Genomic DNA, 25360 nt, shown 5'->3' on the forward strand with positions numbered 1-25360 from the left:
CCCGCCAGCCTATGTTGTACCGCCGGTAACTTTCCCTCGCCGTACCCCTACCGCTCGGTATGGAGCTGCTCTACAGTCCCGACTGTGCCAGTGATTGCTGGCGGAATCTTGGCCGGGCGCACGGGAGGCGGCATGGCGAAGCACGAGCACGTAAGAGTGGCGGTGATCGGGTCGGGATTCGGCGGCATCGGAGCCGCCGTCCGGCTCCGCCGCGAAGGGATCACCGACTTCGTCGTCCTGGAGCGGGCCGACTCCGTGGGCGGCGCCTGGCGCGACAACAGCTACCCCGGCTGCGCCTGCGACGTCCCCTCCCACCTCTACTCCTTCTCCTTCGCGCCCAACCCGGACTGGCCCCGGACCTTCTCCGGACAGCGCCACATCCGCGCCTACCTGGAGCACGTCACCGACACCTTCGGGATCCGCCCCCACCTGCGCCTCAACCACGAGATGCTCCAGGCGCGCTGGGACGCGGAGACGCTGCGCTGGGAGATCGAGACCAGCGGCGGCACCTTCAGCGCCGAGGTCCTCGTCTCCGCCGCCGGACCGCTCTCCGACCCGAAGATCCCCGACATCCCGGGCCTCGCCGACTTCCCCGGCAAGGTCTTCCACTCGGCGCAGTGGGACCACGACTACGACCTGCGCGGCAAGCGCGTCGCCATGGTCGGCACCGGCGCCTCCGCCATCCAGATCGTGCCCGAGATCCAGCGCGAGGTCGGGAAGCTCACCCTCTTCCAGCGCACGCCCCCGTGGGTCATGCCCCGCATGGACCGCGCCATCAGCGCCCCCGAGCGCTGGCTCCACCGCACGCTCCCGGCCACCGCGACCCTGCGCCGGGGCATCCTCTGGGGCATCCGCGAGCTCCAGGTCGGCGCCTTCACCAAGCACCCCAACGAACTCGGCCTCGTCGAGAAGCTCGCCAAGGCCAACATCGCGCGCTCCATCAAGGACCCGGAGCTGCGGGCCAGGCTGACGCCCTCGTACCGCATCGGCTGCAAGCGGATCCTGCTCTCCAACACGTACTACCCGGCGCTCGCCCAGCCCAACGTGGACGTCGTCGCCTCCGGCCTCCGCGAGGTCCGCGGCTCGACCGTGGTCGCCGCCGACGGCACCGAGACCGAGGTCGACGCGATCGTCTTCGGCACCGGCTTCCACGTCACCGACATCCCGATCGCCGAGCGCGTCGTCGGCGCCGAGGGCCACACGCTCGCCGAGTCCTGGAAGGACGGGGTCCAGGTGCTGCGCGGCGCCACCGCCGGCGGCTTCCCCAACCTCATGATGATCATCGGGCCGAACACCGGCCTCGGGAACTCCTCGATGATCCTCATGATCGAGTCCCAGCTGAACTACATGGCGGACTACCTCCGCCAGCTGGCTCTGCTCACTCCCACGGGGCTGGGAGGCCGCACCGCCCTCGCCGTCCGCCCCTCCGCCGTCGGCGCCTGGAACCGCAAGGTCCAGACCCGGATGGAGCGGACCGTCTGGAAGTCGGGCGGCTGCAACAGCTGGTACCTCGACGCCAGCGGCCGCAACACCACCCTGTGGCCCGGCACCACGGCCGAGTTCCGGCGCGAGACCCGGCAGGTCGACCTCTCCGAGTACGAGGTGATCCGCGCCCCCGAGCCGGCCCCCGAGCCCGCCCGTACCGCCCGGAAGAAGGAGACCGCCAAGTGACGCTCCAGAGCCTTCCCGCCCCGCGCGAGCTCACCGCCGTCTCCGCCGACGGCACCCCGGTCCACGTCGAGGTGTACGGGCCCGAGGACGCGCCCGCCGTCGTCCTCTCGCACGGCTGGACCTGCTCGATCGCCTTCTGGACCGAGCAGATACGGGCCCTCGCCGCCGACCACCGGGTCATCGCCTACGACCAGCGAGGCCACGGCCGCTCGCCCGCCCCCGCGCCGGGCGGCTACTCGACCACCGCGCTCGCCGACGACCTGGAGGCCGTGCTCACGGCCACCCTCGGCCCCGGCGAGCGGGCCGTGATCGCCGGCCACTCCATGGGCGGCATGACCGTCATGGCGGCCGCCGCGCGGCCCGGCTTCCGGCAGCACGCCGCCGCCGTCCTGCTCTGCTCCACCGGCCCCTCCCGGCTGATCGCCGAGGCCACCGTCGTACCGCTCGGGCCCGGCGGCCTGCGCAGCCGCCTCACCAAGGCCGTCCTCGGCGCGAAGGCACCGCTCGGCCCGGTCAACGCCGTCTCGAAGAAGATCCTGAAGTACGCGACGATGGGACCGGCCGCGGCGCCGGAGCGGGTCGAGGCCTGCGCCCGGATCGTGCACGCCTGCCCGCGCGGCGCCCGCCACGGCTGGTCGCAGGTCCTCGCGGGGCTCGACCTGGAAGCGGGCCTGCGGGAGCTGCGGCTGCCGGTGGCCGTGCTGGTCGGCACCGCCGACCGGCTCACCCCGGCCGTCCACTCCCACGCGATGGCGGAGGCGCTGCCGCACTGCACGGGCCTCGTCCAGCTGGCGGGCATGGGCCACATGACACCGGTGGAGGCCCCGGAGGCTGTCACCGCGCAGATCCGCGAACTGACCCTCACGTACCTGGGCGTGAAGGAGAACGAGGAGGCAGGGGCATGAGCAGGGTGAGCCTGGAAGGGCAGGTCGCGGTCGTCACCGGCGGGGCCCGTGGTGTCGGGGAGCTCCTCGCCCGCAAGCTCTCCGCGCGCGGCGCGAAGATCGCGCTGGTCGGCCTGGAGCCGGAGCAGCTGAAGGAGGTCGCCGGGCGGCTGCACACCGAGGCCGACTGGTGGCACGCCGACGTCACCGACCACGAGGCGATGGCCCGGGTCGCGGCCGAGGTGAAGGAGCGGTTCGGGAAGGTCGACATCGTCGTCGCCAACGCCGGTGTCGCGGCGGGCGGTCCGTTCGTCGACTCCGACCCGGAGGCCTGGCGGCGGGTCATCGAGGTCAACCTGATCGGCGGTGCGGTGACGGGCCGGGCGTTCCTGCCGGTCCTCATGGAGTCCCGGGGGTACTTCCTCCAGATCGCCTCGCTCGCGGCCATCACCCCGGCCCCGATGATGACGGCGTACTGCGCCTCCAAGTCGGGCGTCGAGGCCTTCGCGCACAGCCTGCGCGCCGAGGTCGCGTACAAGGGCGTGAAGGTCGGCGTCGGCTATCTGTCCTGGACCGACACGGACATGGTGCGGGGCGCGGACCAGGACGACGTGATGAAGGAGCTGCGGCAGCGGCTGCCGTGGCCCTCGAACCGCACGTACCCCCTGGGTCCGGCCGTGGACCGGATCGTGGCGGGCATCGAGCGGCGCTCGGCCCATGTGTACGCCCAGTGGTGGCTGCGCGGGATGCAGTCGGTGCGCGGCTACCTGCCGAGCCTGATCGCCACGGTCGGGCAGCGCGAGATGCGGCGCTTCGAGCCGCGTCTGGGCTCGGTCTCCAAGGGCCTGGTGGGCGCGGGCGGCGCGGCGGACGAGCAGGCGCGGTCGGAGGGTTCCTCCGCGCGGTAGCCGACCGTAACTGATCGAAATGCGTGGAGTGTTCGCTCGTGCAAGGCTGGTCGAGGCCCAGGGGCACAGTGCCCCGACCCCCTCTCACCCTTCTAGGAGTGAACTTCCATGGGCATGCAGGACCAGTTCAAGGACAAGGCCAAGCAGGCCGCGGACCAGGCCAAGCAGGCCGCCGGCAAGGCGAAGGACGAGGCCTCCCAGCGTGCCTCCAAGGGCCGCGGGCGTGCCGACGAGGAGACCCGCCGGGCCCAGCAGGAGGCCCAGGACCGCATGGACATGGACTACGACGCCTGACGTCGGTCCGTCCTTGACGGAGGCGCACCCGGGATACCGGGTGCGCCTTCGCGCGTCAGGCGATGCTGTTGTAGGGGCCGCCGCCGAAGGTCAGGGCCGCGAGCTGGGCGCTTCGGAACGGTGCGCGCCAGTCGCCGGTGCCGCGGTAGAGGTATTCGCCCGTCGGGCCGAAGCCGATCACGTCGGGGCGGCCGTCCCGGTCGGCGTCGCCGACGCCGACGATCTGGCTGTACGCGTTCCAGCCGGCACCGATCTTCACGCGGCTCGCGAAGGTGCCGTCGCCGTTGCCGAGGTAGAGCCAGAGGACGCCGGCCTTGTCGCGGGCGAGGAGGTCTCCGGCGGCTCCGCCGGCGATGTTGCCGGTGGCGGTGAGCTGGTTGTAGATGCCCCAGCCGTAGCCGATCTTCTTGCGGGTCGCGAAGGGAGCGGTGGCCGAGCCCGTGCCCTTGTAGAGGTACAGGTCGCCGGCCTTGTCGGTGGCGACGAGGTCCGCGCGGCCGTCGCCGGTCAGGTCGGAGCCGCCCGCGAGCTGGTCGTAGATCTGCCAGCCGCCGCCGATCCTCGTCCGGGTGCCGAAGCCGCCGGTCCCGTTGCCCTGGTAGAGCCAGAGCACGCCGGCGGTGTCCCGGGCGACGAGGTCGCCGACCTTCGAGCCCGTGAGGTCTCCCGTGGCCTCGATCCGGTCGTAGATCTGCCAGTTCGTGCCGATCTGCCGGTGCGGATCGGCCTGGAGCCGGGTGCCGTAGGAGGTGTCGGCCCGCCACAGGCGGCCGGCGCCGTCGCGGAGGAGGACGTCGGGGGCGCCGTTGTCGTCGAAGTCGTGCGGCTTGGGCGTGCGGGTCACGGTGAACGAGCCGGTCGCGGTCGCGGTCGGGCCGATGCCGTTGAGCGGGCGGGCGGTCAGCTCCCAGGTGTAGGCGCCGTTGTACTCGCCCTGCCAGTCGAAGGCCGTGGTCCGCCGGCCCAGCGTGTAGTCGTTGAACATCTCGGCTTCCCCGGTCCGGGTGTGCCGCAGGGTGAGGTTCACCTCGGCGTTCGGCCGGGACAGGTTCCAGGTGAACCTCGCCTTGCCGCCGTTCTGGTCGAGGTCGACCTGGGCGGGGACGTCGTTGCCGGTGATCCGCAGTTCGGTGGGCTCGCCGGTGGTCGCCTCGAAGGTGACGACCGGGGTGTTGTCGCCGTCTGCCGTGATCTTGTACATGCCCTCGCCCTGGGCGAGGCTGCCGCCCCGCACGTGCAGGCTGCCGTCGCCGGCCGCGGCGGCCGAGGTCAGGTGGTCGAGGAGCTTCACGGTCTGCTGGGTGGCCGGGTTGTACGCGGTGAGGGCGAACAGCGGGTTCGGGGCTTCGGCGGTGGAGGCGCCCGGGTCGCCGTAGACCACCCAGCCGCCGACGAGGTCGACCCGGAGGCTGCCGGGCGCGTCCACGACCGGGATCTCCTGGACGGTGTCCGTGGCGCGGTCCAGGAGGAAGAGCGCGGGGATCTCGTTGCGGACGCCGGTGCCCGTGGTCCAGGCGACGTGCGTCGCGGAGACGGCGCCGATCGTGGCGCCCGCCGGGAGGTCGTGGATCTCGTCGATCGTGTCGGTGGCGAGGTCGAGCAGGCCCCACTTCTTGACGCCGTCGACGGTGAAACGGACAAGGGCGTCGTCGGGGGTGCCGGGCGAGATCTCGATCGCCGTCGTCCCGGTCGGCAGACCGGCGACGGGCACGGTGCCGCCCGCCCTGGTGTGCTTGCGCAGGTCCGGGCCGACCATGGTGAACACGGCGTCGGCGGCCGAGCCGGCGTATTCGGGGGAGCCCGTCAGCGGGTCGAGGGGGACGTCGAGGACCGACATGGTCGTCAGGTCCCGCAGGGTGACCTGGTAGTGCCCTTCGAGGACCAGGTAGTCGTTGGTGCGCGTCGACTGCAGGGAGGTGCGGGCGCCGTAGCCGGTCCCGGTGTCCTGCCCGTACCAGGCGAAGCGAGTCGTGCCGCTGCCCACGGTCGCGGTGAGGAAGCCCTTCACCCCGGCGCCGATCAGGACGGAGTCCCTGGGGAAGGCGAACGGGGTCGCGGCGGTCTCCGCCGTGACGGTCGCCGACGCCGTGGGCGCGGCCGTCGCGGGCACGGCCAGTGCGCCCGCACCGAGGGTCACGGCGAGAACGGTGGTGACGGCGGCGACGAGGCGCCGGTGGTTCGAGCGGGCGTGAGGCACGGTCGTCTTCCTCCCAGGCATTGGCGCACTGCGCGCCACACTCGGTCAGACGGACGACCGCCCGAAAAGTTGTACGTGTCGGGTGGTCGATTTTCGTACCGTGATCACCATGGCCGTACTCGAGCGTCTCCGCCCCGACCACGCACCCGCCCTGCTCGCCTTCGAGCGGGAGAACCGGGCCTTCTTCGCCGCGCGCGTGCCCGACCGGGGGGACGCGTACTTCGCGGAGTTCGACGCCCGGCACCGTGAGCTGATCGAGGCGCAGGAGGCGGGTGAGCTCCACTTCCATGTGCTCGTCGCCGAGGGCGGGGAGATCGTCGGGCGGGTCAATCTGGTCGACGTGGACGCCGCTGCGGGCAGCGCCGAGCTCGGCTACCGGCTCGCCGAGAAGGCGACCGGGCGGGGGCTCGCCACCCGGGGCGTGCGCGAGGTGTGCCGGCTGGCCGTCGAGGAGTACGGGCTCAGCCGGCTGACCGCCGTCGTGACCGTGGGCAACGACGCGTCGAGCGCCGTGCTCGCCCGGGCCGGGTTCGGCGCCGTGGGCGGAGTGACGCTCGACGACGGCGAGCCGGCCACCGCGTACGAACTGGACCTGACGACCGTCTAGGACCGTCCAGGACCGTCCAGGACCGTCCAGGACGGTCTCGGCGGCAGCTTCGGGCGGGAGCGGTCCGGCAGGGACTCGTAGCCCGGGGGGCTCGCCGCCGGGGTCTCGGCGAGGAGTTCGAGGGCCACGTGGACGGCGTCGTCGAGCTGGGCGTGGCGGCCCTCGGCCCAGTCGAGGGGGGTGCGCAGGACCGCGATGTCGGGTTCGACGCCGTGGTTCTCCAGGGACCAGCCGTACTCGGGGAACCAGGCCGCGTTCATCGGGACGGTGATCTGGGTGCCGTCGCCGAGGCGGTGGCGGCCGGTCATGCCGACGACCCCGCCCCAGGTGCGCTGTCCGACGACCGGGCCGAGGCCGAGGAGCTTGAACGCGGCGGTGATCATGTCGCCGTCGGAGGAGGTGGCCTCGTCGGCGAGGGCGACGACGGGGCCGCGCGGGGCGTTGGAGGCGTAACTGACGGGCTGGGCGTTGCGGGTGAGGTCCCAGCCGAGGATCCGGCGGGTCAGTTTCTCGATGACGAGTTCGCTGATGTTGCCGCCGGCGTTGCCGCGCACGTCGACGATGAGGGCCGGCCGGGAGACCTCCATGCGCAGGTCGCGGTTGAACTGGGCCCAGCCGGAGCCGCCCATGTCGGGGATGTGCAGGTAGCCGCAGCGGCCGCCGCTGACCTCCCGGACGACCGCACGGCGTTTGGCGACCCAGTCCTGGTAGCGCAGGGGGCGTTCGTCGACGAGCGGGACGACGGCGACGCGGCGGGCCCGGCCCTCGCCCTCGGCGGGGGTGAAGGTGAGTTCGACGGTGGTGCCGCCGGTGCCGGAGAGCAGCGGGTACGGGCCGGTGACCGGGTCCACGGGCCGGCCGTCGACGTGGGTGAGGACGGCGCCCTCGCGGATGCCGGTGCCGGCGAGCGGGGAGCGGGCCTTGGAGTCGGAGGACTCGCCGGGCAGGATCCGCTTCACGGTCCAGCCGGCCTCCCGTGGCACGAGGTTGGCGCCGAGCAGGCCCATCGGCCGCTGGTAGTGGGGTGGTCCCTCGTTGCGGCGGGCGGGCGTGACGTACGCGTGGGAGGTGCCGAGCTCGCCCATGACCTCGCGGAGCAGGTCGGCGAACTCGTCGGGGGACGCGACCCGTTCGACGAGCGGCCGGTACTGGTCGAGGACGGTCGGCCAGTCGACCCCGCCCATGTCCGGCTCCCAGAAGTAGGCGCGGACGATCCGGCCGGCCTCGTCGAAGGCCTGCCGCCACTCGGCGCCCGGGTCGATCTCGTGCAGGATGCGCCGCAGGTCCAGGTAGACGGTGGAGTCGCCGTCGCCGGACTCGGTGGCCGGTACGGCCCGCAGTTCGCCGTCGTCGGCGACGACGAGCCGGGTGCCGTCGCCGCTGACCGCGAACCAGTCGAGGTCCTTGGCGAGTTCGCTCTTGCGGGCCTTGGTGATGGAGAAGTGCTCCAGGGTGGGCTTGCCCGAGGTGTCGGCCGGGTTGGCGAAGGTCTCGCCGAGCGCGCCCGAGATGGGCCAGCGCAGCCAGACCAGGCCGCCGCCGCTGACGGGGTGCAGGGCCGAGTACTTGGAGGCGGCGACCGGGAAGGGGGTGACCCGTTCGGGAAGCCCCTCGATCTCGACGGTGACCGTGCCGTCGGCGCTCTCCGTGTCGTCGTCGGCCGGGTCGAGGCCGCCGGCCGCCGGGCGCCCGTCGGGGAGCAGTGCGAAGGGGGAGGGCGTGGCGGAGGAGAGCGGGACGAGGTAGGGGCGGCAGCCGAGCGGGAAGGACAGGTCGCCGGTGTGCACGTCGTACACCGGGTCGAAGCCGCGCCAGGAGAGGAAGGCGAGGTAGCGGCCGTCCCGGGTGAAGACGGGGTTCTCGTCCTCGAAGCGGCCGTTGGTGACGTCGACGACGGTGCGGGCGCCGGGGCCGGAGATCCGGGCCATCTTGATGGAGCGCAGGGAGCGCCCGATGCCCGGGTGGGACCAGGTCAGCCAGTCGCCGTCGGGGGAGAAGGCGAGGTCGCGGACGGGTCCGTTGACGGAGCGGATCAGTTCGGTGACCTCGCCGTTGGAGTCCTCCGTGGCGTCGAGGAGGAGGAGCCGGCCGTCGTGGGAGGCGATCGCGAGCCGCTCGCCCTCGGGGTCCGCGACCATCTCCTCGACCCGGCCGAGGTCGCCCGAGGCGAGCCTGCGGGGCGGCCGGTCGCCGCTGGCGCGCGGCAGATAGGCGACCTCGACGGCGTCCTCGCCCTCGGCGTCGGTGACGTAGGCGAGCTGGCCGCCGCTGCCGAGCATCTCGGGGAGCCGGACGCGGACGCCGGGGGTGTCGATGATGGTGCGGGCGGGGCCGTCGCGGTGCGTCAGCCAGTACAGGCTGCCGCGCACGGAGACGGCGGAGGCCCGGCCGGTCTCGTCGACGGAGACCGCGTCGACGTGGTGGGCGGCCGGTACCTGGTAGCAGCGGCGGCCGACGCGCTGGCCGCCGAGCCGGACCTCCAGCTTGCGGGGGCGGGAGTCGGCGGTGAGGGCGTCGACGGTCCACAGGTCGCCGGCGCACTGGTAGACGACCCGGCGGCCGTCGCTGGAGGCGTGCCGGGCGTAGAAGTCGTCGTGGTCGGTGTGGCGGCGCAGGTCGGTGCCGTCGGGCAGGCAGGAGTAGAGGTTGCCGACGCCCTCGTGGTCGGAGAGGAAGGCGATCCGACCGCCGACGGCCATGGGGGCGTCGATGTGGCCGCCGAGGTCGGGCAGGAGTCGTTCCCCGTGGAGCCAGAGGCGGCCGGTGGCGCCGCCCAGGTACCGCTTCCAGGCGGCCGGCTCGTGCGGCGGCTTCCCGGTGAGCAGGAGCGTGCGGCGCTCGCCGTCGTGCCCGGTGATCGCCGTGTCGTCGGTGACGCTTATGTCCGAGACGGGGCCCCAGGGCATGCGGAGGCCGGGGGAGCCGTCGGTGGGGACGGTGTACGCCCAGGAGTAGTACGAGAAGGGCTGCCCGTGCGAGGAGACGGCGAGGATGTCGGAGCGGCCGTCCTTGTCGGGGGGCGTCCAGCCGCAGACCCGGGTGTCGGTGGAGCCCCAGTAGGTGAGCCGCCGGGCGGCGCCGCCGTCGATGGGGACGAGATGGATCTCGGGGTCGAGGCTGCGCCAGTTCGTGTACGCGATGTGCCGCCCGTCCGGCGAGAAGCGCGGGTGTCCGACCCGCGTCCGGTCGACGGTGAGGCGCCAGGCGCGGCCGGGGCGGTGGCCCTCGGGGACGAGCGGGGCGAGCCACAGGTCGTCCTCGGCGGCGAAGCACAGCAGGTCGTCGTGGAGGTGCGGGAAACGGAGATACGCGACGTCGTCACTCACCTGTTCATGCTTTCCGTGTGGAGGGGGTGAGGCAACTCGTACGTGTATGCGGGCGTCCTGTGGGGTGTGGCCCAGAACACGTACGAAACGGTTTCGTTTCGCTGAGGTGGTGGGTATATCGTCGTGGTGTACGAAACCGTTTCGTTCGGATCGGAGACCGGCCATGGCTCGCAGCAGACTCACTCCCGAGCGGGAGTCCGAGCTGTACGCGGCCGTGCTCGACCTCCTCCGCGAGGTCGGCTACGACGCCCTCACCATGGACGCCGTCGCCGCCCGCACCCACTCCAGCAAGGCCACCCTCTACCGCCAGTGGGGGAGCAAGCCCGAGCTGGTCGCACGGGCCATGCGGCACAACAAGCCGGTCGACATCACCGAGATCGACACCGGCTCGCTGCGGGGCGACATCGAGGCGATGCTCGCCCACACCGACGACTGCCAGATGGACAAGGACGCCGCGCTGATGCGGGGTCTGGCCCATGCCGTCCACACCAACCCCGAACTGCACCGGGCGCTGCGCGAGCTGCTCATCGAACCCGAGATGAACGGCCTCGACGAGGTGCTGCGCCGAGCGGTCCGCAGGGGCGAGATCCCCGCCGACAACCCGGCGCTGAAGCTCGTCCCGCACATGCTGATCGGTGCGTTCATCGCCCGCCCGCTGATCGAGGATCAGCCGGTCGACCGCGCCTTCCTCAGCGCCTACTTCGACGCCGTGGTGCTCCCCTCGCTCGGCGTCTGATCCTGCTCCACCCCCGTCCCACCCTTCTCCACCCTTCTCCACCCTGCTCCACCCTTCTCCACCTGACGACGAACCGCTCACGCCGTCGGGCCGGCTCCCCATGCCCTGTCCCGCCCCACACTGGGAGTACGCCCCCGTGGCCACGTTCCTCTACAAGTTGGGCCGCACCGCCTTCCGGCGCCGACGGCTCGTCGCCCTCCTCTGGGTGGCGCTCCTCGCGATCGCCGGTATCGGTGCCGCCACCGCGCCCACCGCCACCTCCAGCTCCTTCTCGATCCCCGGCACCGAGGCCCAGCGCGCCTTCGACCTGCTCGAAGAGCGCTTCCCGGGCGCCGGAGCCGACGGGGCCACCGCCCGCGTCGTCTTCAAGGCCCCCGAGGGCCAGAAGATGACCGACCCGGCGCACAAGGCCGTCGTCGAGGAGACCGTCGCCGCGCTCAAGGCCGGCTCGGACCAGATCGTCCAGGTCACCGACCCGTACACCGCGCACGCCGTCTCGCAGGACGGCTCCACCGCCTACGTCTCGGTCTCCTACAAGGTCAACGCCATGGAGCTGACCGACGCGACGCGTGAGGCCCTCAAGGACACCGGGCACGACGCGCAGGGCAAGGGGCTGACCGTCGAGATCGGCGGCGACGCGCTCCAGACCATGCCCGAGCAGGGCGCGAGCGAGGCCATCGGCATCGTCCTCGCGGGCATCGTGCTCGTCATCACCTTCGGCTCGCTCGTCGCGGCCGGGCTCCCGCTGCTCACCGCGGTCATCGGCGTCGGCATCGGCGTCTCGTCGATCACCGCGCTCGCGAACGTCCTGGACCTCGGCACCACCACGTCCACGCTCGCGTCGATGATCGGCCTCGCCGTCGGCATCGACTACGCCCTCTTCATCGTCTCCCGCTACCGCGCGGAGCTCGCCGACGGCCGCGAGAAGGAGGACGCCGCCGGGCGCGCGGTCGGCACCGCCGGTTCCGCCGTCGTCTTCGCCGGACTCACCGTCGTCATCGCCCTGGTCGGCCTGGCCGTCGTCAACATCCCGATGCTGACGAAGATGGGCTTCGCCGCCGCCGCCACGGTCGTGATCGCGGTCCTCATCGCGCTCACCCTCATCCCGGCCCTGCTCGGCTTCGCCGGCGACAAGGTCGTCAGCCGCAAGCAGCGCAAGGGCACCGTCAAGGCGGGCGACAAGCCCAACGGCGGCACCCGCTGGGCCCGCTTCGTCATCCGCCGCCCGCTGATGGTGCTGATCGTCGGCGTCCTCGGCCTCGGCGCGATCGCCGTGCCCGCTGCCTCCCTGGAGATGGGCCTCCCGGACGACGGCGTGAAGCCGACCTCCACCTCCGAGCGCCGGGCGTACGACGCGCTGTCCGACGGCTTCGGCCCCGGCTTCAACGGCCCGCTGCTCGTCGTCGTGGACGGCGACAAGGCGACCGCCGACCGGACGGTCTCCACGATCAAGGGCCTCGACGGCTGGGCGGCGGTCACCCCGGCGACCCCGAACAAGGCCGGCGACGCCGCGATGATCACGGTGATCCCGAAGGACCGCCCGTCCTCGACCGCCACCGAGGGCCTGGTCCACGACATCCGCGACGCCACGGGCGACGACGTCCTCGTCACCGGCGCCACCGCGATGAACATCGACTTCTCGCAGAAGATGAACGACGCGCTCGTGCCGTACCTGGCGCTCGTCGTCGGCCTCGCCTTCGTGCTCCTGACCCTGGTCTTCCGCTCGATCCTCGTCCCGCTGAAGGCGGCCCTCGGCTTCCTGCTCTCGGTGGTCGCGGCCCTCGGCGCGGTCGTCGCGGTCTTCCAGTGGGGCTGGCTCGGCAGCCTCTTCGGGGTCGAGCAGACCGGCCCGATCATGTCGATGATGCCGATCTTCATGGTGGGTGTCGTCTTCGGTCTCGCGATGGACTACGAGGTCTTCCTCGTCACCCGGATGCGCGAGGCGTACGTGCACGGCGAGCGTCCCGGCGAGGCGATCGTGACCGGCTTCCGGCACAGCGCCCGGGTGGTCACCGCCGCAGCGGTGATCATGATCGCGGTCTTCTCCGGCTTCATCGGCATGGACGACCAGATGGTCAAGATGATCGGCTTCGGTCTCGCGGCGGCGGTCCTCTTCGACGCCTTCGTGGTCCGCATGGCGATCGTCCCGGCCGTCCTCGCGCTGCTCGGCCGCAAGGCCTGGTGGCTGCCGAAGTGGCTGGACCGGGTCCTGCCGAACGTGGACGTGGAGGGCGAGGGCCTCGCCCAGTCCGCCGACGGGCCCGGCGCCGCGAAGCCGGACCTCGTGAAGGTCTGAGCTCCCGGCTCCTGAGTTCCGTACGCCGTCAGTGTGTCGCCAACGACGCACTGGCGGCGTACGTGTGCTTCAGGAAGCGGAGCAGCGCCGTGGTGTCGAACTGCACGACCGTCACCCCGTCGTCCCGGTGGAGCTCGACGACCGTCTGGACGCGGCCGCAGGGCCAGACGCCGATGTCGCCGCGGCGGGTCGGGGTGCGCATGCCCGTCTCCAGGAGGGTGCGCGGGAAGGACCACTCGACGGCGCCGGGGAAGACGAAGCGGACCGTCGCGGGGGAGAAGCCGGGGTCGTAGCGGAGGGCCACCGGGACGGGGCGGGAGAGGGGGGCGTCGCTGATGATCCTTCCCTTGGCATGGTCGTCGACTGCGTGATCGTCTACGGCGGCCATGGGTGACTCCTCACCTTTTGTCCTCTATCTACCAATGTCCCACGCCTTCCCGTCACCGGCGCGGCGCATGCCTGTTCGGCGGAAGGTGTGCGCGGGGTCACGTGCGTCCGTGCGCCGCGGTTCTGTGACTGATGCGCTCTTGCAAGCCCTTTGCAGTAACGCCTTATCATTCCGGACGTGCATGTACCTGACGGATTCATCAACGCCCCCGTATCGGCCGCCGCCGGTGTCGTCGCCGCCGGCGCCGTCGCCGTCGGCCTGCGCGGCGCCCGCAAGGAACTCGACGAGAGGACGGCCCCGCTCGCCGGCCTCGTCGCGGCCTTCATCTTCGCCGTCCAGATGCTGAACTTCCCGGTCGCCGCCGGGACCAGCGGCCACCTCCTCGGCGGAGCGCTCGCCGCGATCCTCGTCGGGCCCTGGACCGGCGTCCTGTGCATCGCCGTCGTCCTGCTCATGCAGGGCATCCTCTTCGCCGACGGCGGCCTCACCGCCCTCGGCGTGAACATCACCGTCATGGGCGTCGTCACCGTCGTCGTGGCCTACGCGCTCTTCCGCGGCCTGGTCCTCGTCCTGCCGCGCACCCGCCGCTCGGTGACCGTGGCCTCGTTCGCCGCCGCGCTCGTCTCCGTACCGGCCGCGGCCGCCGCCTTCACGCTCATCTACGCGATCGGCGGCACCACCGACGTCCCCGTCTCCAAGGTCCTCACGGCCATGGTCGGCGTGCACGTCCTCATCGGCGTCGGCGAGGCCGTCATCACCATGCTGACCGTCGGCGCCGTCGTCGCCGTCCGCCCCGACCTCGTGTACGGCGCCCGCGGCCTGACCGCGCCGCTCAAGCTCCGCGTCGACGGCGAACTGGTCGACGCGACCCCCGCCCCGGTCGCCACCGGCTCCCCGAGAAAGCTGTGGATCGGCGGCGTGGTCACCGCCCTCGTCCTCGCCGGCTTCGTCTCCTTCTACGCCTCCGCCAGCCCCGACGGCCTCGAGAAGGTCGCCGCCGACCAGGGCATCGACAAGAACGTCGGGCAGCACGCCGCCGCGGACTCCCCGCTCGCCGACTACGGCGTCAAGGGCGTCGAGGCCCCCCGCCTCTCCGGCGGCCTCGCCGGTGTCATCGGCGTCGGCGCGACCCTGGCCGCCGGCACCGGCGCCTTCTGGGTCGTCCGCCGCCGCAAGAGCGCCTCCCTGGAGGCCTGACATGGGAGCGGGGCACGCCCACAAGCTCTACCGGCACGGGCACTCGCCGGTCCACGAGCTGCCCCCGCACACCAAGCTCGCCGCCGTCCTCGGCTTCGTCGTGGTCGTCGTCTCGACGCCCCGCGAGGCCGTCTGGGCCTTCGCCCTCTACGCCGCGCTCCTCGCGGCCGTCGCCGCGAAGGCCCGGATCCCGGCCGGCTTCCTGCTCAAGCGGCTGCTCATCGAGATCCCGTTCGTCGCCTTCGCGCTGCTCATGCCCTTCGTGGTCCCCGGCGAGCAGACGGAGGTCCTCGGGGTCTCCCTGAGCGTCCCCGGCCTGTGGGGCGCCTGGAACGTCCTCGCCAAGGGCACCCTCGGCGTCGCCGCCTCCGTGCTCCTCGCCTCCACCACCGAACTGCGGGCCCTGATCCTCGGCCTCCAGCGGCTGAAGCTGCCGCCGCTGCTCGTCCAGATCGCCTCGTTCATGATCCGCTACGGCGACGTCATCACCGACGAGATGCGCCGCATGTCCGTCGCCCGCCGCTCGCGCGGCTTCGAGGCGAAGGGCGTCCGCCACTGGGGCGTCCTCGCCAAGTCCGCGGGCGCGCTCTTCATCCGCTCGTACGAGCGCGGCGAACGCGTCCACCTCGCCATGGTCAGCCGCGGCTACAGCGGCACCATGCCGGTCATCGACGAGGTCACCGCCACCCGCGCCCAGTGGGCGTCCGCCGCCGCGCTGCCGCTCACCGCACTCCTGATCTGCCTCCTGGGATGGACCCTATGACCGCCTCGCTGGACGTACGCGGCCTCGCGTACGCGTACCCCGACGGCCACCAGGCCCTCTTCGGCGTCGACCTGACCGTCGGGCGCGGCGAGCGCGTCGCCCTGCTCGGCCCCAACGGCGCCGGCAAGACCACCCTCGTCCTCCACCTCAACGGCATCCTCGCCGGCGGCGCGGGCACCGTCACCGTCGCGGGGCTTCCGGTCGGCAAGAAGCACATGGCCGAGATCCGGCGGAAGGTCGGCATCGTCTTCCAGGACCCCGACGACCAGCTGTTCATGCCGACCGTCCGCGAGGACGTGGCCTTCGGCCCGGCGGCGGCCGGTGTCCGGGGCGCCGAGCTGGAGGCCGTCGTCCTGCGCGCACTGGAGAGGGTCGGGATGGCGGAGTTCGCCGACCGGCCCCCGCACCACCTGTCCTTCGGGCAGCGCCGCCGGGTCGCCGTCGCGACCGTCCTCGCCATGGAGCCGGAGATCCTCGTCCTCGACGAGCCGTCCTCCAACCTGGACCCCGCCTCGCGCCGCGAGCTCGCCGACATCCTCCGCACCCTCGACGTCACCGTCCTGATGGTCACCCACGACCTGCCGTACGCCCTGGAGCTCTGCCCGCGCTCGGTGATCCTCAGCGAGGGCGTGATCGCGGAGGACGGCCCGACCGCCGCGATCCTCTCGGACGAGGAGCTGATGGCCCGGCACCGGCTTGAGCTGCCGTTCGGCTTCGTCCCGAGTTCCGTGGCCTGACCTTGGTCCGACCGGCTGGATATGCCGGTGGGTCGTGCCGAGGCGCTCCGTGCGGTGGCGGCGCCGAGGTTATGAAGGGAATCGGATGACAGTTCGTCGTTCGATCCCCTTCATGGACATCACCCTCAGGAGTCGCACTATGCGCCCCATCAGAGCCGCCTGTCTCGGCACGGCCACGCTGGTCGCCCTTCTCACCTGCACATCTGTAGCGGGCGCCGCCGCGACGGACACCGGTTCCGCCCAGACCACGGGCAAAGCCCGGGTCATCACCCTCACGGGCGTGGTGCAGGAGGTGCACCGCTTCCCCGTATCGACCACCCCCGGCGTCGTCTCGCAGGGCGATCGGGTCGTCGTCCGCTCGATCCTCTCCGACCTGGACGGCAACGAGGTCGGCGAGACCAACGGCACCTGCACCACCACCCGGGGCGGCACCGATGAAGCCGAGCAGTGCCTGGTGACCTACACCCTCGCGGACGGCCAGCTCGTCGTGGCGGGCATGTTCTACAACTACCTCGACCCGGACGCTTCCTTCGACAACGCGATCACCGGCGGCACCGGGAGGTACGACAAGGCTCGTGGCTCGGTCCACGCCGAGCTGCTGAATGGCGTGAGGACGTTCACGATCAACCTCGTCTGACGTCCCCCGACGTCCACCCGACCCCGGAATCCGACCGTTCCCCCTCGCGTTGCACCATGGGAACCGGTCGAACGAAAGAGAGTGTGGGTCAGGTGGACGTCCAGGGCACGGTGGCGGCGGGCTGGGAGCCGGTCAGGGACGCGTTCCTGCGCAACTTCGAACAGCGGGGCGAGCGCGGCGCGGCCGTCGCCGTCCACCGGGACGGCGTGCGGGTCGTCGACCTGTGGGCGGGGACGAAGGACGTCGAGGGCTCCGACCCGTGGACGGCGGACACCGCCCAGGTCGTCCGCTCGGCCACCAAGGGCGTCGCCGCCGCCGTCCCCCTGCTCCTGCACCAGCGCGGCCTGCTCGACCTGGACGCCCCCGTCGCCTCGTACTGGCCCGAGTTCAAGGCCCACGGCAAGGACCGCGTCACCGTACGGCAGCTCCTCGCGCACCGGGCCGGAGTGCCCGTCCTCGACCGTCCCCTCAGCCTCGCCGAAGCGGTCGACCTCCCGACGGCGACGGCCGCGATCGCCGCCCAGGCCCCCGTCTGGGAGCCCGGCACCGCCCACGGCTACCACGCCCACACCTTCAGCTGGCTGCTCTCCGGCCTCGTCCAGCGGGTCACCGGCCGCACCATAGGACGCTGGGTCGCCGAGGAGATCACCGGCCCCCTCGGCCTCGACCTGTGGATCGGCCTGCCCGAGGCCGAGGCCCACCGGGTCGGCCGGCTCGGCCCCGTCGAGGAGATCGACCCGCCCGGCAGCGGCGCCCTCAAGCTCCGCCCCAAGCGCTCCGTCACCGAGGCCTACCAGGACCCCGCCTCCCTCACCCGGCGCGCCTTCGGGGTCATCGACCCCAAGCCCGACGAGAACGACCCCGTCTACCGGGCCGCCGAACTGCCCGGCTCGGCCGGTGTCGCCACCGCCCGCGCCCTCGCCCGCTTCTACGCCGCCACCCTCGGCCCCGTCGACGGAGCCGAGCACCTCTTCGCCCCCGCCACCCTGACCCTCGCCCGCACCGAGGAGTCCGCGGGCGCGGACAAGGTGCTGCTCGTCGGCACGCGCTTCGGTCTCGGCCACATGCTGCACGGCCCGGCCTGCCCGCTCCTCGGCCCCTCCTCCTTCGGCCACCCCGGCCGCGGCGGCTCCCTCGGCTTCGCCGACCCGGACGCCGGGATCGCCTTCGGGTACGTCACCAACGGCATGCGCAAGACGGTCACGGCCGACCCGCGCGCCCAGGCCCTGGTGCGCGCGGTGCGCTCGGTGACGGGCTGACCGGAGCGGTTCGTCAACTCCCGGGCGGCGACTTGACATTGTGAACGGCGGCCGGGCCGTTCCCCGGCCGGTCGGCCGATACCGTGTGCCCGCTCCACCGACCGGTGGCGCGGGCACGGGGGTGCGTGGTGATCGAGATTCCGCTGCGGCGGTCCGGGTACGGGACGGTCCGGATCGCCGACAGCCGGCTCTGGGAGACGTACGGCAGCATCGGGCTGCTCTCCTCGCGGCGCGGGCTCGCGCCCTGGCCGTACACCAACTGGGACCGGGCGGCCCGCCGTTCGCTGACCAGGGCCGAGGTGACCGTCCCGGGCTGGCTCGTCCATCTGTACCGCGCCCGCGGCGGCGCCCTCCCCTCCTTCCTCCTCGTCGTCCCCGACCCGTCCGGCGGCGACCTGGCGGCGGACCTCGCGGCCCTCGCCGCCGTGCCCCCGGCCCGCGTCCGGGAGGAGCTGGACCAGTGGTTCCCGCAGGGCGTCCCCGCCGAGGTGGCGCCCCTGTACGCGGATCCGGGGGCGCGCCTGGCCGAACTCCGCGAGTTGCTGCCCCGGTACTGGCGGGCGGCCGTCGCCCCGTACGCGGCGTCCCTGCGGGTCGCGACGGAGGAGGACATCCTGCTGCGGGCCCGGATCCTCGCCACCCAGGGCCCGGAGCGGCTGCTCGGCTCCCTCCGCGGACGGCGGCTCACCCGGAACGGTGATGTGCTGCGACTCCACCTCGGGCACGTGGTGAACGCCCGGACCGCCCTGCCGTGCGTCTCCCGCCTCGTCCTCGTCCCCCTGGTGTTCGGCAGGGGAGCCCCGTACTCCGCGTCCGCCCCGGACGGCACGACGGCCGTCGCCTACCAGGCCGAGGGGGCCGCCGTCCTGCTCGGGGAGACGTCCCCGCCGGGGCGACGGGACCTCGCCGAGGGGCCCGCGCGCGGGGACCGTCTCGAGATCCTGCTCGGCCGCAGCAGGGCCGGAGTCGTCCGCGGCCTCGTCGCGCCCACCACCACCTCGGACCTCGCCGCGACCCTCGGTCTCGCCCCGAGCACCGTCTCCGAGCACCTCAGCGCCCTGGTCGCCGCGGGCGTGGTGCGGCGGCGCAGGGAGGGCGTACGCGTGCTGTACGAACTGGACGGCCCGGGTGTCGCGCTGCTCCGGCACATGGACAACAGGCGTAGGGTCAACGCGCCGGAGAGCCAAACCAGTTGAAACCAGGAGGAACCGAATGACCACGGATGTCGCGGGTGTCGACACGTACGAGAAGCTGCTCGCCCTGCTCGACGGGCGCGGCGCGGCCTACCGGGTGATCGAGCACGCCCCCGAGGGCGCCACCGAGGCGGTCAGCGCGCTGCGCGGCCACACGCTCGACCGGGCGGCCAAGTGCATCATCGCCATGGTGAAGATCGGCAAGAAGGAGAAGCGCTTCGCGCTCGTCGTCGTACCGGGCGACCGGCGCATCGACCTCAACGCCGTGAAGGCGCTGTACGGCGGCACGTACGTCTCCTTCGCCTCCCCGGAGATCGCCGAGGAGCTCGCGGGCTCGCCGAGCGGCACGATCCTGCCGTTCGCCTTCGACGAGCGCCTCGAACTGATCGTGGACCCCGACCTGTTGGTCCACCCCGAGTTCTTCTTCAACGCGGCCCGCCTCGACCGCTCGCTGGCCCTGGCCACGGAGGACTACCGGACGATCGCCGAGCCGCGGGTGGAGCGGGTCTCTTCCTGATCGCGCCTCAGGCCATGGACGGCGTGAGGGCGAGCACCATGCCCAGGCCGACGAGGACGGTCCCGATGACCTTGTTGAGGACGCTCTGCCGCTGCAGCAGACGGCTGCGCAGGGACTGGTTGGAGAAGAGCACCGCGGCCAGCGCGAACCACACCAGGTGCGCGAGCGACATGAACAGGCCGTAGCCGACCTGCTGGAAGAGCGGGGTGTCGGCGCTGACGACCTGGGTGTAGGTGCTCAGCACGAAGAGCATGGTCTTCGGGTTGAGCGCGTTCGTCAGGAATCCGGTGCGCAGCGCCCCCGCCTTCGAGAGGCCGGCGTCGCTCGACAGGTCGATGTCCACCTGGGCCTTGGTGACGAAGGTCTTGTACCCGATGTAGACCAGGTACGCGGCGCCGATCAGTTTCATCGCCGTGAAAAGCATCGGGGTCCGGGTCACCAGAAGTCCCACGCCCAGCATGGTGTAGGTGACGTGCACGAGAACGCCCAGGGAAATACCGACGGCGGCGAGAACGCCGGCGGTCCGCCCGTACAAATAGCTGTTCCGGACGGTCATCGCGAAGTCCGCGCCGGGGCTGATGACTGCCAGAATGGTGATGACCGCTACGGCGATGAGCTGACCCATTTTCCCGTCTTCTCACTCGGGTGGAATGCGGGCGCGGGGGACGCCGTCGTGGCCGCCCCCCGCGCCGCACCGGACACTTACGGCTTGTGACGGTAGGTGATCACCAGCACGTCGCGCGAGGCCGGGAGGGCGGGATCGATCTGCTCGATGGGCGTGACGCCGTGGTAGACCCGCTCGTCGTTGACGAGCGCCACGTCGAGGACGTCGGTGAGGGAGAACTTCTCCACCGGCTGCTTGTCCAGGTTGAAGACGGTGCTCTCGCCGCCGGTGGCGTTCGAGCGGCCGATCATCGCCATCAGCACGAAGGTGACGCCGTCGCGGTGGACGCCCTCGGGGGTCGGCAGGCCGACCTCCTCGCCGTTCACCTCGATGCGGAACTGGTGGGCCTCGATGTGCCAGTCCGAGTACGGGGCGAGGCGGCCGAAGACGTCGCAGCCCAGCGTGAGCAGGCTGTCCATGGTGCGGCCGCGCAGGCTCTGCTCCTCGAACGGCTCGTAGTGCCGGGCGACGCCGCCGTTGAGGTTGTTGTAGTCGAGGCCCTGGTAGTGCGGCTGGTGGGGCTCGACGCGGTAGTCGGCGCTCGCCTTGGGCGCGCTCAGCGTGGCGTGCCGGCGCCGGCGGTAGCGGCCGCCGTCCGCCATGTAGCCGTCGAGCGGCATGCGGGTCCAGCTGTCGCGGAAGGACTCCAGGTCGTCGAGGGCGGTCTCGGAGCGGCGCAGGAGGAGCGACTTCACCTGGTCGCCGGAGATCAGGTCGAAACTCCGGGACGAAAGCGATGAGCAGATCTCCTCGACACCGGACTCGTACGTATCGTCCCCGTGCTGCTGTGAAGCCATTGTTTCCCCCTGGGTCAATGCACATGGTCGGCGGGGTGGATCGTGCGCTCGGCGCCGGACGGGTGTCAAAGAGTTTCGGCCCTGGCCGAATGGCCGCGAGTTCGCGTTCTTCGGCCATCTCTGGCCATTCGTCCGTGAATTCCATGAACTCTGTGTTGCGAAAAGGTTTCACGGGATGCTGGGATCTGGCCATGGATCTCACGAAACGCTTCGAGGGGTACGCGGTACTGGTCACGGGCGCGGCGCGCGGCATCGGCGCGGCCACCGCCCGGCGGCTCGCGGCGGAGGGCGCGCGGGTCCTCGTGACGGACATCGACGAGGCGGCGGCGAGGCGGACGGCGGAGGAACTCCCCGGGGCCGTGGCGGCGCGCTGCGACGTCGGCGACCAGGAGTCCGTGGACGGGGCCGTCGCGTACGCGGTGGCGACCTTCGGCCGCCTGGACGTCCTCGTGAACAACGCCCTCGGCCCCGTCGCCCCCGACCGGGACCGCTTCGAGGACGAACCCGACGGGAGCTGGACCGGCCAGCTGGGCGTCACGCTGATGGGCGCCGTGCGCTGCTCACGGGCGGCGCTGCCGCACCTCGCGGCGGCCGGCGGGCGCGGGGCGATCGTGACGATCGGCTCGGTCAACGCGGAGGCGGACTTCGGCGGCCACGCGTACAGCGCGGCCAAGGCGGGCCTGGCGTCGCTGACCCGGACGCTGGCGGGCGACGCGGCGCCGCGCGGCGTCCGGGTCAACCAGATCAACCCGGGCACGATCGCGACGAGGGCCTGGGCGGGCAAGGAGGCCGACCTCACGGCCCTCGCCACCCGCGTCTACCCCCTGGGCCGCGTCGGCACCCCGGAGGACGTGGCGGCGGCGGTCGCCTTCCTGGCCTCCGCGGACGCCTCCTGGATCACCGGCACGACCCTCCGCGTGGACGGCGGCCTCCTGGCGGTGAACACGCACTTCGCGGAGGTGCTGGCAGACGGCTAGACAGCCCCTGGGGCCTGTCCGGACGGCCCGTCACCCCGCGTGCAGCATCAGTCCGATGCCCACCACCATCAGGCCCGCCGCCGCGACCCTCGGGGCGCCGAAGCGTTCCTTGAAGAAGAGGGCGCCGATGGCCGCGCCCACGATGATGGAGGACTCGCGCAGGGCGGCGACCGGGGCCAGGGGGGCCTTCGTCTGGGCCCAGAGGACGAGGGCGTACGCCGCGACCGACAGGGCCGCGCCGAGCAGGCCCCGGGCCGCGTACGGGCGGAGCTGGGGGAGGAGGGCCGCGCGGCGGGTCCACAGGGCGTACGCCGGGATCACGAGGCCCTCCAGGACCATCAGCCACCCGATGTAGCCCAGCGGGGTGCCGGAGGCGCGGACGCCGACGCCGTCGACCACCGTGTACAGGGCGATCGACAGGCCCGTCGCGCCCGCCGCGAGCAGCGCCGGCCAGTGCGGCCGGGTGTCCTTGCCCCGGATGCCCCACAGCGCAAGCCCCGTCAGGCCCGCGCAGGCCACCGCGACCCCGAGCAACTGCGGGCCGCCCGGCACCTCGTGGAGGAAGACCGCCGCGATGACGGTCACGACGAGCGGGGCCGTACCGCGCGCGATCGGGTACATCTGGCCGAAGTCCCCGAGCGTGAACGACCGCATGAGGAGCGCGTAGTAGCCGATGTGCAGCAGGGCCGAGGCGATCAGGTACGGCCACGCCCCCGCCGCCGGCAGCGGGACGAACAGGGCCGTCGCGATGCCGATCAGCGCGCCGCCGCCGGAGATCAGCGTGAAGGAGAGGAGCTGGTCCTTGATGTGGTGCGCGATCGCGTTCCAGCCGGCGTGCGTGACGGCCGCGACGAGGACCGCGAACGTGACGAGCGGGGTCACGCGGCAGGCTCGCGGACGTCCACGAGCGTGCCGCCGGCAAGCGTGACCAGCGTCTTCGGGTCCATCGCGAAGACCGTGTGCGGGGTGCCCGCCGCCGCCCACACCACGGCGTGGTCGAGGATGCCGCGGTCGGCGAGGACCCTCGTCCGGGTGCGGTGCCCGAAGGGCGGCACGCCCCCGATCGCGTACCCCGTCGTCTCCCGGACCGCCTTCGCGTCCGCCCGGGTCACCTGCCCGGCGCCCAGCTCCTGACGCACCCGCTCGACGTCCACCCGCGACGCGCCGTCCATCAGGACGAGGACCGGCACCCCGTCGGCCGCGAAGATCAGCGACTTCACGATCTCGCCGACCGCGCAGCCGATGGCGTCGGCGGCCTGCTGGGCGGTGCGGGTCTCGTCCGGGAAGCGGCGGATCTCGACGTCGAGACCCAAGTCCCGGAGCGCGGCGGCGAACTGGGGGTGCGCATCGGCGTGTGTCGTCATGCCCGGCACGCTAGCGGTCCGTGTACGGGGCACGCGACAGGGTTCCGGGCCCGGTCCCCGCCCTCGGTCACCCCGGGTTCCGGGCCCGTCCCCGCCCCCGGTCACCCCGGGTTCCGCCCCCGGTCCCCGCCCCCGGTCACCCCGGGTTCCGGGCCCGTCCCCGCCCCCGGTCACCCCGCCTTCAGTACCCGCGCGACCACCGGGCCCGCCGCGTCGCCGCCGTGGCCGCCGGCCTGGACGACGGCCGCCGCCGCGAGGTCGCCGGAGTAGCCGGTGAACCAGCTGTTGGAGGTGGACTGGCCGTCGAGCTCGGCGGAGCCGGTCTTCGCGCCCTTCGGGGAGGGGACCCCGGCCATGGCCTTCGTCGCGGTGCCCTGCGACGTCGTCGCCGCGGCCTTCATCATCCGGCGCAGCCCCGTGGCGACCTCGCCGGGGAGCGGCTCGGCCGTGGCGAACTCGCGGTCGTCGAGGTCCCGCGCCACCAGGTACGGCTGGAGGAACCGGCCGTTCTTCGCGGTCGCGGAGAGCGAGGCGACGTTCAGGGCGCTCATCGTGATCTTGCCCTGGCCGATGTACGAGGCGGGCGTCTCGCTCCCGGCCGACTCGGGGACGGAGCCGTCCCAGGCCCCGACCCCGATGTTCCACTCCGCGCCGATGCCGAACCAGCGGCGGGCGGTCGTACCGAGGGCGGTGTCGGCGACGTTCTTGTCGCTGAGCTTGGTGATCGCCTTGATGAAGGCGGTGTTGCAGGAGCGGCTGAACGCGTCGGTGAGGGTGCCGTCGGCGATGCTGAACCTGCCGAGGTTCTGGAAGGTCCTGCTCCGCGACACGACGTCGGGCGGACACTCGACCCTGGTGGTGGGGGTGGCCAGACCGTGCTCCATCATCATCGCCGCCGTGACGATCTTCATCGTGGAGCCGGGGGCCTGCTGGCCCTGGAGCGCGGTGTTGAACTCGGTGGCCGGGCTGTTGGCGACCGCCCGTATCGCCCCCGTGGACGGCTCGATCGCGGCGACCGAGGCGCGGTCGTACTGCTTGACGGCCTTCTCGGCCGCCGCCTGGACGTCCGCGTCGATGGTGGTCCTGAGGGTGCCGGGCTTCCCCTTCCGCAGGACGAGGAGGGGGGTGTCGGCGACGCCCTCGCTCCCCGAGTCGATCCAGGTCTCGACACCGGGGGTGCCGTCGACCTTCGCCCCGTACCGCTTGCGGAGTTCGGCCAGGACCGGCCCGAGCGAGGGGTACTTCTCCGCCGTCAGCTCCACGCCGTCCTGGTCGACGGCCTTCACCTCGGCGGTCTTCGCGACGCCCGTCCGCAGGGTGCCGGCGGCGGTCAGCTTCGGGTGGAGGACGGCCGGCTGCCACTTCACGAGCGGGCGGCCGGTGGTCTGCCCGCGCAGCACGGTCAGTTCGGAGGCGTACGACCAGTCCTTGGACACGCCCTCGTACGTGACGGTCGCCTTCACCGTGAACGGCACCTTCGCCCCGACGGCCGCCCCCGGCGTGATGACGGCCTTCGAGACCTTCGCCCCCTCCCGGTAGCCCGCGACCGCGGGCCCCGCCGAGACCGGATCGTTCGTCAGCTGGGCCGCCCGGTCCGACTCCCCGGCGGCCCAGGCGGCCAGGAAGTCCTTCGCGGTGCCCGTGACCTCGTCGGGGGTGACGGGCCCCGTCCTCGGCGCGGACTCGGAGCGGTTCTCCACGCCCGAGTCACCGCCGGTGATCCCGTTCCAGAGGTTGTACCCCCCGTACCCGACCCCGCTCGCCACGACGAGGAACACGCCCCCGACGATCGAGACCTTGACTCCACTGCGCATGACTGCGCCTCCCCTCCCCAGGTGGACCGACGAGTCAAGCAGTCGCGGCGATCCCGTGTCGAGCAACTTTCGCCATATCCGTCACTCCCGCCACAGAGCGAAGGAGGGCGCGACCACCGGTCGCGCCCTCCTTC

Annotated in this window: 23 protein-coding genes; 15 read left to right on the forward strand and 8 right to left on the reverse strand. The window is 72.4% G+C overall.

Features of this window, described 5'->3' with window-relative positions:
- Positions 1 to 132: 132 nt before the first annotated feature.
- From ACF07V_RS26955 to ACF07V_RS26970, 4 genes are all read left to right on the forward strand, one after another.
- Positions 133 to 1671, forward strand: a complete 1539-nt coding sequence (locus tag ACF07V_RS26955) for a flavin-containing monooxygenase (protein WP_392157906.1) — start codon at positions 133 to 135, stop codon at positions 1669 to 1671.
- A complete protein-coding gene (locus ACF07V_RS26960) occupies positions 1668 to 2576 on the forward strand; it encodes an alpha/beta fold hydrolase (protein ID WP_392157908.1) in 909 nt (302 codons plus the stop codon). The genes ACF07V_RS26955 and ACF07V_RS26960 overlap by 4 nt, the downstream gene beginning before the upstream one ends.
- Positions 2573 to 3463, forward strand: coding sequence for an SDR family oxidoreductase (locus ACF07V_RS26965; protein ID WP_392157910.1), 891 nt, complete (start codon positions 2573 to 2575; stop codon positions 3461 to 3463). The genes ACF07V_RS26960 and ACF07V_RS26965 overlap by 4 nt, the downstream gene beginning before the upstream one ends.
- Positions 3464 to 3571: 108 nt before the next feature.
- Positions 3572 to 3757 (forward strand): hypothetical protein, encoded by a 186-nt coding sequence (locus ACF07V_RS26970; protein WP_392157912.1) that lies wholly within the window; start codon positions 3572 to 3574, stop codon positions 3755 to 3757.
- A 55-nt stretch (positions 3758 to 3812) separates the two neighbouring features.
- On the opposite strand, the gene ACF07V_RS26975 is transcribed toward ACF07V_RS26970, so the two are convergent.
- Complete coding sequence (locus ACF07V_RS26975; protein WP_392157914.1) at positions 3813 to 5954, reverse strand: FG-GAP repeat domain-containing protein; 2142 nt, start codon at positions 5952 to 5954, stop codon at positions 3813 to 3815.
- A 109-nt stretch (positions 5955 to 6063) separates the two neighbouring features.
- Between ACF07V_RS26975 and ACF07V_RS26980 the strand changes: the two genes are divergently transcribed.
- Entirely contained in the window at positions 6064 to 6561 is a 498-nt protein-coding gene (locus ACF07V_RS26980; RefSeq protein WP_392157916.1) for a GNAT family N-acetyltransferase, read from the forward strand.
- Here the strand turns inward: ACF07V_RS26980 and ACF07V_RS26985 are convergent.
- Positions 6558 to 9887, reverse strand: a complete 3330-nt coding sequence (locus ACF07V_RS26985) for a S41 family peptidase (RefSeq protein WP_392157918.1) — start codon at positions 9885 to 9887, stop codon at positions 6558 to 6560. The two genes, ACF07V_RS26980 and ACF07V_RS26985, sit on opposite strands and share 4 nt — an antisense overlap.
- Positions 9888 to 10050: 163 nt before the next feature.
- On the opposite strand from ACF07V_RS26985, the gene ACF07V_RS26990 reads away from it, so the two are divergent.
- A complete protein-coding gene (locus tag ACF07V_RS26990) occupies positions 10051 to 10623 on the forward strand; it encodes a TetR/AcrR family transcriptional regulator (protein ID WP_392157920.1) in 573 nt (190 codons plus the stop codon).
- A gap of 136 nt (positions 10624 to 10759) precedes the next feature.
- Entirely contained in the window at positions 10760 to 12919 is a 2160-nt protein-coding gene (locus tag ACF07V_RS26995; RefSeq protein ID WP_392157922.1) for an MMPL family transporter, read from the forward strand.
- 28 nt (positions 12920 to 12947) lie between these two features.
- Here ACF07V_RS26995 and ACF07V_RS27000 read toward each other — a convergent pair whose 3' ends face one another.
- Entirely contained in the window at positions 12948 to 13307 is a 360-nt protein-coding gene (locus ACF07V_RS27000) for an SsgA family sporulation/cell division regulator (protein ID WP_392157924.1), read from the reverse strand.
- Between the two features lie 177 nt (positions 13308 to 13484).
- Between ACF07V_RS27000 and ACF07V_RS27005 the strand changes: the two genes are divergently transcribed.
- The 7 genes from ACF07V_RS27005 (at position 13485) to ACF07V_RS27035 (ending at position 19610) form a co-directional block, all read left to right on the forward strand.
- On the forward strand, positions 13485 to 14504 hold the full coding sequence (locus ACF07V_RS27005) for an energy-coupling factor ABC transporter permease (RefSeq protein WP_392157925.1): 1020 nt from the start codon (positions 13485 to 13487) through the stop codon (positions 14502 to 14504).
- Position 14505: 1 nt separating this feature from the next.
- Positions 14506 to 15267, forward strand: a complete 762-nt coding sequence (gene cbiQ, locus ACF07V_RS27010; RefSeq protein WP_392157927.1) for a cobalt ECF transporter T component CbiQ — start codon at positions 14506 to 14508, stop codon at positions 15265 to 15267.
- Positions 15255 to 16004, forward strand: a complete 750-nt coding sequence (locus tag ACF07V_RS27015) for an energy-coupling factor ABC transporter ATP-binding protein (protein ID WP_392157929.1) — start codon at positions 15255 to 15257, stop codon at positions 16002 to 16004. The genes cbiQ and ACF07V_RS27015 overlap by 13 nt, the downstream gene beginning before the upstream one ends.
- A gap of 139 nt (positions 16005 to 16143) precedes the next feature.
- Positions 16144 to 16641 (forward strand): hypothetical protein, encoded by a 498-nt coding sequence (locus ACF07V_RS27020; RefSeq protein ID WP_392157931.1) that lies wholly within the window; start codon positions 16144 to 16146, stop codon positions 16639 to 16641.
- Positions 16642 to 16697: 56 nt separating this feature from the next.
- Positions 16698 to 17900, forward strand: coding sequence for a serine hydrolase domain-containing protein (locus ACF07V_RS27025; protein WP_392157933.1), 1203 nt, complete (start codon positions 16698 to 16700; stop codon positions 17898 to 17900).
- 128 nt (positions 17901 to 18028) lie between these two features.
- Positions 18029 to 19096: an ArsR family transcriptional regulator gene (locus ACF07V_RS27030; protein WP_392157934.1), complete on the forward strand. Its 1068-nt coding sequence runs from the start codon at positions 18029 to 18031 to the stop codon at positions 19094 to 19096.
- Between the two features lie 16 nt (positions 19097 to 19112).
- Positions 19113 to 19610, forward strand: coding sequence for a YbaK/EbsC family protein (locus tag ACF07V_RS27035; protein ID WP_392157936.1), 498 nt, complete (start codon positions 19113 to 19115; stop codon positions 19608 to 19610).
- A 7-nt stretch (positions 19611 to 19617) separates the two neighbouring features.
- Here the strand turns inward: ACF07V_RS27035 and ACF07V_RS27040 are convergent, their stop codons facing one another.
- Entirely contained in the window at positions 19618 to 20235 is a 618-nt protein-coding gene (locus tag ACF07V_RS27040) for a LysE family translocator (protein WP_392157938.1), read from the reverse strand.
- A gap of 77 nt (positions 20236 to 20312) precedes the next feature.
- Positions 20313 to 21071 carry a 2OG-Fe dioxygenase family protein gene (locus ACF07V_RS27045; RefSeq protein WP_392157940.1) on the reverse strand — a complete coding sequence of 253 codons (759 nt, stop codon included), beginning with the start codon at positions 21069 to 21071 and terminating at the stop codon, positions 20313 to 20315.
- Between the two features lie 191 nt (positions 21072 to 21262).
- Here ACF07V_RS27045 and ACF07V_RS27050 point away from each other — a divergent pair, with 191 nt between their 5' ends.
- Complete coding sequence (locus ACF07V_RS27050) at positions 21263 to 22048, forward strand: SDR family NAD(P)-dependent oxidoreductase (protein WP_392157942.1); 786 nt, start codon at positions 21263 to 21265, stop codon at positions 22046 to 22048.
- Between the two features lie 30 nt (positions 22049 to 22078).
- On the opposite strand, the gene ACF07V_RS27055 is transcribed toward ACF07V_RS27050, so the two are convergent.
- From ACF07V_RS27055 to ACF07V_RS27065, 3 genes are all read right to left on the reverse strand, one after another.
- The gene (locus ACF07V_RS27055) at positions 22079 to 22930 is read right to left on the reverse strand and encodes an EamA family transporter (RefSeq protein WP_392157944.1); all 852 of its coding nucleotides are present in this window, start codon (positions 22928 to 22930) and stop codon (positions 22079 to 22081) included.
- Complete coding sequence (locus ACF07V_RS27060; RefSeq protein WP_392157945.1) at positions 22927 to 23412, reverse strand: YbaK/EbsC family protein; 486 nt, start codon at positions 23410 to 23412, stop codon at positions 22927 to 22929. The genes ACF07V_RS27055 and ACF07V_RS27060 overlap by 4 nt, the downstream gene beginning before the upstream one ends.
- Positions 23413 to 23582: 170 nt before the next feature.
- Positions 23583 to 25226: a penicillin-binding transpeptidase domain-containing protein gene (locus ACF07V_RS27065; RefSeq protein ID WP_392157947.1), complete on the reverse strand. Its 1644-nt coding sequence runs from the start codon at positions 25224 to 25226 to the stop codon at positions 23583 to 23585.
- Positions 25227 to 25360 lie beyond the last annotated feature (134 nt).

The sequence above is a fragment of the Streptomyces sp. NPDC015661 genome (assembly GCF_043077765.1).
GTDB lineage: Bacteria > Actinomycetota > Actinomycetes > Streptomycetales > Streptomycetaceae > Streptomyces.